The organism is Rossellomorea sp. GQ25 (genome assembly GCF_059758515.1).
Map to the genome: position 1 here is coordinate 154,378 of NZ_JCAXEQ010000003.1, position 11,854 is coordinate 166,231.

An 11,854-nucleotide genomic window follows, 5' to 3' on the forward strand; every position below is an offset into this window, starting at 1 on the left:
GAACGAATATGCGCGTAACACAAAGTATGCTGACAGCGAACTCGATGAGAAACCTAAGCTCTTCCTATGGAAGAATGGGACAGCTGCAGGATCAATTGGCGACAGGGAAGAAGATAACAAAGCCATCGGATGATCCCGTGGTTGCGATGAAAGGGATGTTTTATCGTTCGAACCTGACCGGGATCGAGCAGTATAAGCGGAATTTATCGGAACTTTACCTCTGGATGGAAAACTCAGAGTCCGGAATCGAACAGGCGAACCAAGGGTTGCAGCGTGTTCGGGAATTGACGTTGCAGGGGAAAAATGGAACGTTAAGCCCGGAAGACCGAAAAGCAGTGGCTGTTGAAATTGAACAGATTAAACAAGATTTGGTTAGTGTCGCTGAAACGAAAGTGGCAGGAAGATATATTTTTCATGGAACGGATGTTGGGAATTCTCCGATCAAGGATGGGAATCCCGCAGACGGAAGTACTCCACAGGTCGCAGACAATTTAGGCAGCAGTGCTATCGATGCTTATCCTGTAGAAGTTTCGCAAGGCGTTTCGCTAAAAGCAAACGTCAATCCGAATAAGGTCTTTAATCAGAAACTGTTCGACACAGTGCACAACATCCAAAAAGCATTGGAGTCGGGAGATGATTCGGCCCTTAATACAGAGCTTGAGAATCTGGATAATGTCATGAACACGTTATCAGCAGAACGTTCTGAACTCGGTGCCCGTTATAATCGTCTTGAAATGGTAGACGACCGACTGGGTCAACAGGAAGTAACAGCAAACCGAATTCTTTCTGACAACGAAGACGCTGACATTGAACGCGTCATCACGGATTTGAAAACCCAGGAAAGTGTCCACAGAGCGGCACTCAGCGTCGGAGCGAGAATCATTCAGCCCACATTAATGGATTTTCTACGATAAAAGCAAGGGGACTGACCCTTTAAGGTGTTTTGTCACCTTAGGGTCAGTCCCTTTTTATATGGAGGTGAGAATGTGTGAACGTTCCACAAATAAGATTGCAGTCCACTTCAGCAGCCCTGAGCATCCGGACAACTCCAGGCCGTATGGACATTGAACAGCCACCGGCACAATTGGATATTCAGCAGCCAAAGGCAAAGATGGAAATAGAACGGACGCCTTCCAAACTGACCATCGATCAAACCGAGGCCCGGTCGGATATGGACTTGAAATCGGTGCGTCGCAGGATAGAAGAATATTCCCAACAAGGATATGAAGACTGGTTATCGGGACTTGCCCGAGTCGCTCAGGACGGGGATGAACTCATGATGATCGAGAATGGTGGAGGTGCGATTGCTGCCCAGGCTAAAAGGAACAGTGAGGATCCGATGTATGAATTCAACATAGGATGGATCCCTTCTGCAGGGAGCGTCAAGATTGGATACGATCCCGGAAGCGTAGAAGTTAACGTCGAACCTCAAAGAGTAATCAACAATTCCCGTTCACAGAAACCGAACATCCAATATACGCCTGCACAAGTGGATGTCAGTTTGAAGCGCTACGCCGACTTACAAATTGATTTTGCGAATTTGAAGCACGTAGGGATTAACTACGAACAAGAAATATAGAATGAAGGAATGAAGCGGATGAAAATCAATACGAAATATCATGGAGATATAGAAGTGAAATCAGAAGATGTTCTGACATTTGAACACGGAATCCCCGGATTTGGGGAAGAGAAGCAGTTTGTTTTATTGCCACTTCCTGAAAATGAGTGGTTTCATATATTGCAGTCCGTGACGACGCCTCAGCTTGGATTTGTGGTGACTGATCCGTTTGTCTTTTTTAAGGAATATGATTTTGAATTGAATCAGGCGAGTGTGGAGTTACTGGAAAACCTTACAGAAAAAGAAGTGCAGGTGTTTTCTATTTTGACAGTAAGAGAACCACTTAATGAGTCAACGGTCAATCTACAGGCTCCTATTATTATTAATCTAGCAAATCGTAAAGGAAAGCAAGTTATTTTAAACAATACCGATTACCAAACCAAGCACCTGATCTTTGCTCAGCCTGCAGGAAAGAAGGGGTGAGGGGATGCTAGTGCTGACAAGGAAAACGGGAGAAAGCATTCAAATCGGGGATGACATTGAGCTAACGGTCATTTCTGTAAAAGGTGATCAGGTGAAATTGGGGATCAATGCTCCTAAGAACGTGGATATCCATCGGAAAGAAGTGTACCTTTCTATCCAAGAAGAAAACACTGAAGCTTCGAAAGGGATCGACAATCTGTTTAATCTTTTGCCAAAAAATGATTAATTATTTTTCATAAACTATTAAACACTAGTCAAAACGACCGATATTAGTTATGTAAGCAATGAGGGGAAGGGCGGCCGACCTTTGTGACTCGTTGCAAACTACTAAACTTTTATAGTTCACATGGATGTGGGCTTAATTTCAAGGAGGAAATTTTAGTTATGAGAATTAATCATAATATTGCGGCGTTGAATACTTATCGTCAGTTAAACACTGCCAATGGTGCTCAAGGTAAATCTATGGAAAAACTTTCTTCTGGTCTTCGTATTAACCGTGCTGGAGATGACGCTGCAGGTCTAGCGATTTCAGAAAAAATGCGTGGTCAAATTCGTGGGTTAGATCAAGGTTCACGTAATGCACAAGACGGTATTTCAATGCTTCAAACTGCTGAAGGAGCATTAAATGAAACTCATTCAATTCTTCAGCGTATGCGTGAACTTGCTGTTCAATCTTCGAATGATACGAATGTAACTGAAGACCGTGCTGCTCTGGATAAAGAGTACCAAGCATTAGCTACAGAAATTACTAGAATTTCTAGTGATACGGAATTTAATAAACAAAAACTTTGGGATGGAACTACAACTGCAGTTGATTTTCAAGTAGGACCAAATGCTGCACAAAAAATCACATATACTTTTGAACTTATGGATGCTGCCACAATTACAGGTGGGGTTGGAGATTTAACAGATAAAACTAACTCACAAACTGCAATAGGTGCTTTAGATACAGCAATTGAGAAAGTTTCTACTGTTCGTTCAGCATTAGGTGCTACACAAAATCGCTTAGAGCATACTATCAACAATTTAAATACATCTTCTGAAAACTTAACTGCTGCAGAATCACGTATCCGTGACGTGGACATGGCTAAAGAAATGATGAACCAAACAAAGAATTCTATTCTTTCTCAAGCAGCACAAGCAATGTTGGCTCAATCCAATCAAATGCCTCAAGGAGTTTTACAACTTCTGAGATAATTGATTCGAGGGCGTCCAGTTTGGTAACGAACTGGAGAATAACTGGGTGAATTGCTGGAACTTCCTAAAGCTTTATCAACCACAACGTAACTGGAAACGGTAGGCGGAACGGTCTGAAAATGATAGAGATACTACAATGGATAATCAGCAGCCAAGCTCCTGTGAGGAAACTCTGGAGAAGGTTCAACGACTAGAGAACACGGTCTAAAGCGAAAGCTATGACTATGAATCTCGTAGGACAGTAAATGCTGTTCGAAGTGCCCAGCTCCTTACATACAAAAGGGTGAAGATATAGTCTATTCTATGATCGAAAGACATAGTCGCAAAGCAAGCGAACCAACAACCACAAGGAGTTTTACAACTTCTTCGTTAATTTTAATTTTTCTAAGAGGGACTCTAGCAATAGAGTCTCTTTTTTTATGTTTAAAATTTGAATAGTCTATCTAACTACTAAACTTTCCTCACCAAACTCCGATATAACCCATATAACCCTCAGGAGGATCCAAAGATGATTGATAAAGTGACAGGCGGAGTTTCAGGGATACAATCATTTACTAGATTAGAGAATCATACAAGTGAAGAAGTGAAACAAATTCAAGCGCAGGAACGACACCATGAAGAAACAACAATCAAAGAACCTGTCACCAAAGAAAAAATGGAAGATGTTGTTCATGCAATGAATGAGTTTATGTCAACTTCGAATACCCACCTCAAATTTGAATTTCATGATAAATTGAAAGAATACTATGTGACGATTGTTGATGATCGTACGCAGGAAGTAGTAAAAGAAATACCGGCAAAAAAGATTCTTGATATGCATGCCGCAATGACGGAATTTGTTGGTTTAATGGTCGATAAGAAGATTTAGTGGAAGGAGATACATATGGCTGATATGCGAATTGGTGGCCTTGCCAGTGGTATGGACACGGATCAAATCATAAAGGACTTAATGAAGGCGGAAAGAATTCCTTTAGATAAATTGGAACAGAAGAAGCAATATCTTGGATGGCAACGTGATGACTACCGGGATATGAATAAAATGATGTTTGATTTTAGTAATCTTATTTTTGATGGGGTGATGAAGCAGGGGACGTATACGCAGAAGACAGTCTCTGTTTCGAATCCGAATGAAGTATCTGTTAAAAACATCAGTTCTACCACTGATTTCTCAGGTACATTAAAAGTAGCAAAATTGGCTACTGCTGCTACGATGTACAGCTCAGCTATTACCCAGTCCGACGGTGGCACATTTGATCCTAAGAAGAAATTGAGTGAGTCGTTCGGGATGACTGGTGAGCAAAGTATTAAAGTGAAGGCAATTAAAGCAGATGGAACGATGTCGGCTGATTTTACTGAGATTAAATTCACGGCTGAAGATGAGACGTTAGATAGTCTTATTGTGAAGATTAATGCTCAGACCGGCGTGACCATGTTTTATGATCAACACACGAAGCAAATGTCTGTTATGAGCAAGAACACGGGCAACAATTCGGCTGGTCCGGAAATTGAACTGCAAGGGGCGTTATTTACTACTCATTTGAACCTCGATGCAGAAAACGATACTGCTCTCACAAATAATAGAGGTTCCATCGGCGAGAATGCTAAGTTTACATACAATGGAATGGCTACTGAGCGGTCATCAAATACGTTTACAATCAATGGTTTTGAACTGACTCTTAAGAACGCATCGAATACAAATGTAACTTTTGCTTCACAACCCGACACCGACAAAATCCTCGAAAAAATCGTCAAATTCGTCGATGAATACAACAAACTCATCGAAAAAGCAAACGGTGAAGTAAACGAAAAGAAATACCGTGATTTCCAACCTTTGACAGCCGAACAAAAAGAGTCAATGGAAGAAAAAGAAATCGAATTATGGGAAGAAAAATCACGTAACGGTACTCTGAGAAACGATTCCGTTCTGACATCTGGTCTAAACAAAATGCGAACAGACATGTACACACCAATTTCAGGTGGAACTTCAGGCGTTAACCATTTAGCCCAAATCGGAATCAAAACATCAAGTAATTATCTTGATCGAGGAAAACTGATTATTGATGAAAGCAAGCTAAAAGAAGCGATTTCCAAAGATCCGAATGCGATCTATGAGATTTTTGCTAAAGATGGCGCGACTTCAAATGAACAAGGTATCGCTCGTCGTTTACGTGATACAGTAAAAAATACAATGGACAGCATTGAGAAAAAAGCAGGAAAAGCTTCGAGCACCAATAATACATTTACTCTAGGTCGGTTATTAAACAATATGGACAGCCAAATGGACCGTTTTGAGGACCGGTTGATCCAAGTCGAAGACCGCTACTGGCGCCAATTCACCGCCATGGAAAAAGCCATACAGCGCTCCAACGAACAATCCATGTTCCTCATGAACCAATTCGGCGGCTAATCACAACAAAAGGAGTGTCACTATGGCCATCAACAACCCGTATGCAGCATACCAGAACAACTCGGTTAACACCGCATCACCAGGTGAACTCACCCTTATGCTCTATAACGGAAGCCTGAAATTTATTCATATCGCGAAAAAAGCCATTCAAGACAAAAATATTGAATTGAAAAATACAAATATCCAAAAGACCCAAGCCATCGTGAACGAATTAATGGTTACATTGAATACGGATCTTGAAGTTTCACAAAACCTCATGTCCCTTTACGACTATATCAATCGTCGTTTAACTGAAGCTAATATCAAGAATGAAGTGGCAATTTTAGAAGAAGTAGAAGGCCTTATCACGGACTTCCGTGATACCTGGAAAGAAGTCATTCAACTCAACCGCCAGAAGCAACATGCAAGTCAAGGTGGAAAGGTTTAATGAGCTCTGTCCTTCTTTGCTACACCATCACGAAACAATTGAAAGAAGCATTGGAACAGGTGAAAGATGAAAACAGGGAAACCACGATTGAGGAAGTGGAGTCTCTTTTAGAAAAAAGACAGAGCGTACTTGGCACCATCAAGCCACCTTATACTCAGGATGAGCAGGAGCTCGGCAAGCAAATGATTGTTTGGAACCAGCAGATTGATCGGCAGTTGGATCAACTGCGTTTAGAAATCAAGCGAGATATGAATGGGTTAACGAAGAAAAAAACTTCCGTTCAAAAGTATTCAAATCCATATGAATCCCTGCAATATGATGGAATGTTCTACGATAAAAAGAAATAGGTGGTTCTTTGAATTTTGCGACTAACTTAGAAGAAAAACAGTATAAATTGGTCAGCCAATACGTTGTTTGCTTGATATAATCGAAGAAGCACTGAAGTACGTTGTAGCAAGCTTCACTGATCTAAGCAAAACAGAAGGGGACATGCTCCTTTCAGAAGCCTTCCAGACCATTGAGCAGATTTCAGAATGCAATCGCTTGCTAAAAGAAATATTTAATGGGAGCGAAGGCATTCATGAGCTCTAATCCAATTTGATACCGTGACGGATCCGGTATGGAAACTGAATGGGCAGTTAGAAAACAACTTAGACAAACAAAGTATTGTGCAGGAAATACTGTCACCCGCACTTTCTACATGGAAAATGACAATTGAAAAAGAACTTAATCCCTATTTAACACACTAAGTCTCGAATCCCCGAGGCTTTTTTCTTTTTCCAAATAATCTCATGCTATAATAATAGAAAAAATGCTGGAGGAAGACTTGATGAAAAATAGTCTGGTAGATGAAATCAGAAGTCTTTGCGTAACCTATCCTGAAGTTCATGAGCACATAGACGGCTTTGGACACTCTTCTTTCCGGGTGAAGGACAAGCCCTTTGTAATTCTTGGTGAGGAGAACAATCTCTCCTTATCTATTAAAACCCTACCCACCACGCAAGAAATCTTACTGGAGCAGCCAGGTTACACAAAAGCCCCCTACATAGGTAGACAAGTCTGGGTCTTAGTAGAGGCAGAGGAAGTAGGATGGAAAGCTATTGAAACCTTGATTCACGAGGGCTATTTGAGAGTGGCTCCCAAGAAACTGGCAAATCAAGTACGAAACGGATGAAGACACATGATCAACCTAATCACCAATGAACTCATAAAACAACTATCCCGTCCCCGCATGTGGATCTCCCTTGGGGTCATCGTATTTATCAACTCCATCGCATCCCTTTTCGTCTACATGCTGTTCGAGGGAATTCAATTTTCCTTCTGGGAATATATGCGGATCAGTTCAAACCTGCTCATAGTCTTACAAGTCTTCTGCCTCATCATAGCAGGGGACATCGTATCAAGTGAATTTTCGTCAGGTACCATCAAGCTATTGCTCATTCGCCCGGTCAACCGTATGAAAATCCTGCTCTCAAAATACTTAACGGTTATCCTCATAGCAACTCTTCTGACGTCCGCACATTTTATTTTTTCGTCAATACTGGGCATACTTTGGTTCTACGACAGCTTCTTTGAATTCGGCGTGAACGTGTTTATTGTAGCGGGAGCTTATGTGCTGAGGTTTCTTGAACTGATTGTGATTTGCTCCATTTCTTTCACCCTTTCTGTACTGACGAGAAGCAGCTCCTTTGCCAGTGGAACGACCATCTTTCTGACATTTTCTGCAGGAACTTTCTTGATTGTCATGAATGAGCGGGGAATGGAATGGGGTAGGTATTTATTATTTGCGAATACAGATTTGCAGCAGTATTTCTTCGGAACTCCGCCTTTTGAAGGGATGACGTTTTTGTTTTCGGTCATAGTGATTGTGGTGTATTTGATTGGGTTTGGTGGATTGGCCGGATGGATTTTTGGTCGGCGGGATGTGGATGTTTAGCTTCTGATGTACCAGGTACAATCCATAGTATTTGTACCTGGTACAAAAGTGTACAGAGGTACCAGGTACAAATAAAACTCCTCCTCTCAACCACACACCTTTAAGCAGGGAAATTTCGAATTATGTCGAATAGGAATAATGGTAACTTTATTAGAGAAAGGAAGAGTGTATGACAAGAAACCATAGGATTTGGTATCCTGGAGCTATTTATCACATAACCGCACGTGGTAACAGAAAGAATAATCTGTTTCGAGATAGAAAAGATTTTAATCATTATTTAGGATTAGTGCAAAGAGCAAAAGAAAAAACTCCATTCACTCTCCACTCCTATTGCCTCATGCCCAATCATGTTCATCTCATTATTGGGACACTTGATAACTCTCCCTCAGAGATTATCCATTACATTCATTCCATTTATGCAAGGTACTTTAATAGGAAATACAATTATGTCGGTCATGTGTTTCAGGATCGATATTACGCCAAGCTAATTAATAACTCTAAGCAACTGATAGATACAAGTAGTTACATTCATTTGAACCCGGTAAAATCCAAGTACTCTAAACAACCTGAAGACTATCATTGGAGCAGCTATAAGAGTTTTATTACGGCAGGTTATAAATCAATTGTTGATACTCAAAAGATTCTTTCAAATCTTGATGACCATCCATATGAGAAATATAAATTTTATGTAGAAACAAAATTTAATATTAAGGATTGGAACGAGCCTATATAACTAAGTTGAATTCATTTTGTACCTGGTACAACTAACCTTGATTGTACCAGGTACAATCCGCAGCATTTGTACCTGGTACAAAAAAATCTAACACACCAGACCCTTCACAAATCCGCCCCAAACTATACACAAATCCTCCAAATCCCCACCGTTTATTCCCCTCCAAAAATGAGAAAATAATAGTATAAATAGTGAAAGGTGAACCCTACATACTCGCAACCATCACCTCAATTTTTCATTCTCCAATCCCACAACCATCAACACTCTCGACACCATATAACAAACTTTACGGAAAATTGACAAAAAATTTAGAAAGTTTAAGGAGGAATAATTGAGGGAATGGAGAATATATAAACATAGCTTTATTTTTAAAAGGAGGAGTTTACATGTTGAACTACAACATTCGAGGCGAGAACATTGAGGTAACTCCAGCGATTCGCGAACACGTGGAGAAGAAGATTGGCAAGTTAGACCGTTACTTTAATGAAACTCCTGATGCAAATGTACATGTTAATTTAAAAGTGTATCCTGATAAAAATACGAAAACTGAAGTGACTATTCCAATGCCGCAATTAGTGTTACGTGCAGAGGAACGCAACACGGATATGTATGCGGCCATTGACCTGATTGTAGATAAATTAGAGCGTCAAATTCGCAAACATAAAACAAGAGTGAACCGTAAAATGCGTGAAAAGGGCAGCCCGAAAGAGTTCTTCGCGGCTCAGGAAGATCTGAATCACGTTTCTCCAAATGGTGCAGCTGCGGTTGAACTGGAGGAAGAGGACGATACAGAAGTAGTAAGAACGAAGCAGTTCAATCTTAAGCCGATGGACAGTGAAGAAGCGATCCTTCAAATGAACATGCTGGGTCACACATTCTTCATCTTCACAGACGCAGAGACAAATGCGACGAATATTGTGTACAAGCGTCGTGACGGGAAGTATGGTTTAATCGAAACAAACTAATTACCTTAAATCCTGCGGTCACTTCGGCCGCAGGATTTTTTATAATCAAAAGGAGGTTATTTCCATTTTTTGTCGAAGTTTGTTTGAAGGTAGACAAAATTTAGGGGGATACAAGTGAGAGATCCACGATTAGAGAAGTTGGCAGAAGTGCTGCTAACCCATTCATTAGCATTAAAAGAAGGAGAAAAACTCTTTATTGCAGGGGAGCATTCCACGAAACCACTTGTAAAGGAGCTTCTCCAGAAATCGTATGAGATGGGAGTGATTCCATATTATGAGCTCGGCGATCAGGAGTTACTGCGTATCATGGCCACTCATGCGAAACCGGAACAAATGATTCTGCAAAATAAATGGAATATGGATAAATATCAGGATATCGATGCGTTTCTCAATATTTCAAGCGAAGCAAATGATGCAGAGATGAGTGAGGTGCCGGCCGAACAGTGGCAGCTTCTCATGCCGCATATGAAAGAATCCAATGACTATCTCATTCAAAATAAGAAATGGGTTCTATTAAACTATCCAAACCCGTCACTCGCCCAAAAAGCGAAGATGAGTTATGACACATTCTTCGATTATCTTCTGGAAGTCTGTACCCTGGACTACAAGCAGATGGAGGAAGCCCAGAAGCCTCTTAAAGAGCTGATGGATAAAACCGATAAAGTTCGTATTACCGGCGAAGGGACGGACCTTACGTTTTCCGTCAAGGATATTCCGTCTGTCATGTGCTTTGGAGAGCGGAATATTCCGGACGGGGAAGTGTATACAGCTCCCGTGAAGGATAGTGTGAACGGGACGATTATGTATAATACACCGACACTGTATCGTGGATTTACTTTTGACAATGTTTCTTTGACGTTTGAAAACGGGAAGATCGTGAAAGCAACGGCAGATAAAACGAAGGAACTGAACAATATTCTGGATACAGATGAAGGTGCCCGTTTCATAGGTGAATTTGCTCTTGGTGTGAATCCGAAGATCAATGAGCCGATGTTGGATATCCTATTTGATGAAAAAATAAACGGAAGCTTCCATTTCACACCAGGACAGGCCTATGAAGGGGCGGATAACGGAAACCGTTCGAGTGTACATTGGGATATGGTCTGTATCCAGCGTCCAGAATATGGCGGAGGAGAAATTTACTTCGATGATGTTTTAATTCGCAAGGATGGGTTATTTGTAGTAGAAGAGCTAAAAGGATTGAATCCTGACGCTTTAATTTAAAGGAGGACTTCACCATGACGTATTCCATTGTAGGCTATGACCCGGAAGAGAAAGAGTGGGGGATTGCAGTCCAATCCAAATTCCTCGGTGTTGGATCGGTCGTACCATTTGCGAAAGCGGGTGTGGGAGCCGTGGCAACTCAGTCTTACGCGAATACCTCGTACGGGCCTCATGCACTTCAATTAATGGAAGAAGGAAAGACGGCAGAGGAAGCCCTGGATATCATCACAAAGGATGATTCCGAGCGTCCATCACGCCAGGTTGGGTTGATTGATGCATGTGGGAATCCCGCCACTTTTACGGGAGAGGGATGTTATGACTGGGCCGGTGGACAAACAGGAAAGCACTTTGCAGCTCAAGGAAATATTTTAGTGGATGAGAAGACCGTAAAGGCGATGGCAGAGACATTTGGGTCGACGACTGGATCTCTGGCTGAGCGATTACTCCATGCACTCGATGCCGGTCAGGAAGCTGGTGGCGATTCCCGAGGCATGCAGTCTGCTGCCCTTTTAATCGTGAAGGAAAACGGTGGATATGGTGGCTTCAATGATCGGTACATTGATTTGAGGGTGGATGATCACGCCTCTCCAATTAAGGAATTGAAACGAATCTACTTGATGCATCAGCTCTACTTTAAAGATTCAGAGCCTGGTAGAGTCGTATTGCTGGAAGGTGAAATCCATGATGAAGTGGAGCGGGAACTCAACCGTCTTGGCTATGCAAAAGAAAGACAGTCCCTTCATCAGAGCTTGAAAGACTATCTCCATACCGAAAACTTTGAAATGCGTGAGCAGGATGAGAATTATATTGATCTTGACGTATTGGATTATATGAAAAAACAAGGACGATAGATCCTAAAAGAACCAGTCCAAAAGCGATTGGTTCTTTTTTCTTGTTCTAAAACAGTTTAAGGAACGCTTTAAA

16 protein-coding genes are annotated in these 11,854 nt (G+C 41.4%); all 16 read left to right on the forward strand.

Annotated features, from left to right (window positions below; genetic code table 11):
- Window positions 1-8 precede the first annotated feature (8 nt).
- The 16 genes from flgL to AC6CIB_RS11630 all read left to right on the forward strand — a co-directional run bounded on the left by flgL (window position 9) and on the right by AC6CIB_RS11630 (window position 11,781).
- Window positions 9-914 carry a flagellar hook-associated protein FlgL gene (gene flgL, locus AC6CIB_RS11555; protein ID WP_498280806.1) on the forward strand — a complete coding sequence of 302 codons (906 nt, stop codon included), beginning with the start codon at window positions 9-11 and terminating at the stop codon, window positions 912-914.
- A 74-nt stretch (window positions 915-988) separates the two neighbouring features.
- Entirely contained in the window at window positions 989-1,579 is a 591-nt protein-coding gene (locus AC6CIB_RS11560) for a DUF6470 family protein (protein WP_498280808.1), read from the forward strand.
- Window positions 1,580-1,597: 18 nt separating this feature from the next.
- Window positions 1,598-2,041 carry a flagellar assembly protein FliW gene (gene fliW, locus AC6CIB_RS11565; RefSeq protein ID WP_498280810.1) on the forward strand — a complete coding sequence of 148 codons (444 nt, stop codon included), beginning with the start codon at window positions 1,598-1,600 and terminating at the stop codon, window positions 2,039-2,041.
- A 4-nt stretch (window positions 2,042-2,045) separates the two neighbouring features.
- On the forward strand, window positions 2,046-2,267 hold the full coding sequence (gene csrA, locus AC6CIB_RS11570; RefSeq protein WP_034764426.1) for a carbon storage regulator CsrA: 222 nt from the start codon (window positions 2,046-2,048) through the stop codon (window positions 2,265-2,267).
- A gap of 158 nt (window positions 2,268-2,425) precedes the next feature.
- Window positions 2,426-3,238 carry a flagellin N-terminal helical domain-containing protein gene (locus tag AC6CIB_RS11575; RefSeq protein ID WP_498280812.1) on the forward strand — a complete coding sequence of 271 codons (813 nt, stop codon included), beginning with the start codon at window positions 2,426-2,428 and terminating at the stop codon, window positions 3,236-3,238.
- 508 nt (window positions 3,239-3,746) lie between these two features.
- Window positions 3,747-4,106: a flagellar protein FlaG gene (gene flaG / locus AC6CIB_RS11580; protein WP_498280814.1), complete on the forward strand. Its 360-nt coding sequence runs from the start codon at window positions 3,747-3,749 to the stop codon at window positions 4,104-4,106.
- Between the two features lie 15 nt (window positions 4,107-4,121).
- The gene (locus AC6CIB_RS11585; protein ID WP_498280816.1) at window positions 4,122-5,645 is read left to right on the forward strand and encodes a flagellar hook-associated protein 2; all 1,524 of its coding nucleotides are present in this window, start codon (window positions 4,122-4,124) and stop codon (window positions 5,643-5,645) included.
- Between the two features lie 22 nt (window positions 5,646-5,667).
- A complete protein-coding gene (gene fliS / locus AC6CIB_RS11590) occupies window positions 5,668-6,072 on the forward strand; it encodes a flagellar export chaperone FliS (protein WP_498280818.1) in 405 nt (134 codons plus the stop codon).
- Entirely contained in the window at window positions 6,072-6,419 is a 348-nt protein-coding gene (gene fliT, locus AC6CIB_RS11595) for a flagellar protein FliT (protein WP_498280820.1), read from the forward strand. The genes fliS and fliT overlap by 1 nt, the downstream gene beginning before the upstream one ends.
- Before the next feature lie 67 nt (window positions 6,420-6,486).
- Window positions 6,487-6,663, forward strand: a complete 177-nt coding sequence (locus tag AC6CIB_RS11600) for a DUF8042 domain-containing protein (RefSeq protein WP_498280822.1) — start codon at window positions 6,487-6,489, stop codon at window positions 6,661-6,663.
- Between the two features lie 238 nt (window positions 6,664-6,901).
- Complete coding sequence (locus tag AC6CIB_RS11605; RefSeq protein WP_498280824.1) at window positions 6,902-7,246, forward strand: MmcQ/YjbR family DNA-binding protein; 345 nt, start codon at window positions 6,902-6,904, stop codon at window positions 7,244-7,246.
- 6 nt (window positions 7,247-7,252) lie between these two features.
- Window positions 7,253-8,008 carry an ABC transporter permease gene (locus tag AC6CIB_RS11610; RefSeq protein ID WP_498280826.1) on the forward strand — a complete coding sequence of 252 codons (756 nt, stop codon included), beginning with the start codon at window positions 7,253-7,255 and terminating at the stop codon, window positions 8,006-8,008.
- A gap of 169 nt (window positions 8,009-8,177) precedes the next feature.
- The gene (locus tag AC6CIB_RS11615) at window positions 8,178-8,741 is read left to right on the forward strand and encodes an REP-associated tyrosine transposase (protein WP_498280828.1); all 564 of its coding nucleotides are present in this window, start codon (window positions 8,178-8,180) and stop codon (window positions 8,739-8,741) included.
- 386 nt (window positions 8,742-9,127) lie between these two features.
- Window positions 9,128-9,706 (forward strand): ribosome hibernation-promoting factor, HPF/YfiA family, encoded by a 579-nt coding sequence (hpf, locus tag AC6CIB_RS11620; RefSeq protein WP_113971339.1) that lies wholly within the window; start codon window positions 9,128-9,130, stop codon window positions 9,704-9,706.
- Window positions 9,707-9,820: 114 nt separating this feature from the next.
- A complete protein-coding gene (locus tag AC6CIB_RS11625; protein WP_498280830.1) occupies window positions 9,821-10,930 on the forward strand; it encodes an aminopeptidase in 1,110 nt (369 codons plus the stop codon).
- Between the two features lie 14 nt (window positions 10,931-10,944).
- A complete protein-coding gene (locus tag AC6CIB_RS11630; RefSeq protein ID WP_498280832.1) occupies window positions 10,945-11,781 on the forward strand; it encodes a DUF1028 domain-containing protein in 837 nt (278 codons plus the stop codon).
- Window positions 11,782-11,854: the final 73 nt, after the last annotated feature.

Coding starts and splice junctions, on each gene's coding strand:
- fliS (WP_498280818.1), top strand. CDS start 5,668: ATGGCCATCAACAACCCGTATGCAGCATACCAGAACAACTCGGTTAAC.
- flaG (WP_498280814.1), top strand. CDS start 3,747: ATGATTGATAAAGTGACAGGCGGAGTTTCAGGGATACAATCATTTACT.
- AC6CIB_RS11630 (WP_498280832.1), top strand. CDS start 10,945: ATGACGTATTCCATTGTAGGCTATGACCCGGAAGAGAAAGAGTGGGGG.
- AC6CIB_RS11585 (WP_498280816.1), top strand. CDS start 4,122: ATGGCTGATATGCGAATTGGTGGCCTTGCCAGTGGTATGGACACGGAT.
- fliT (WP_498280820.1), top strand. CDS start 6,072: ATGAGCTCTGTCCTTCTTTGCTACACCATCACGAAACAATTGAAAGAA.
- AC6CIB_RS11605 (WP_498280824.1), top strand. CDS start 6,902: ATGAAAAATAGTCTGGTAGATGAAATCAGAAGTCTTTGCGTAACCTAT.
- csrA (WP_034764426.1), top strand. CDS start 2,046: ATGCTAGTGCTGACAAGGAAAACGGGAGAAAGCATTCAAATCGGGGAT.
- flgL (WP_498280806.1), top strand. CDS start 9: ATGCGCGTAACACAAAGTATGCTGACAGCGAACTCGATGAGAAACCTA.
- AC6CIB_RS11575 (WP_498280812.1), top strand. CDS start 2,426: ATGAGAATTAATCATAATATTGCGGCGTTGAATACTTATCGTCAGTTA.
- fliW (WP_498280810.1), top strand. CDS start 1,598: ATGAAAATCAATACGAAATATCATGGAGATATAGAAGTGAAATCAGAA.
- AC6CIB_RS11615 (WP_498280828.1), top strand. CDS start 8,178: ATGACAAGAAACCATAGGATTTGGTATCCTGGAGCTATTTATCACATA.
- AC6CIB_RS11610 (WP_498280826.1), top strand. CDS start 7,253: ATGATCAACCTAATCACCAATGAACTCATAAAACAACTATCCCGTCCC.
- hpf (WP_113971339.1), top strand. CDS start 9,128: ATGTTGAACTACAACATTCGAGGCGAGAACATTGAGGTAACTCCAGCG.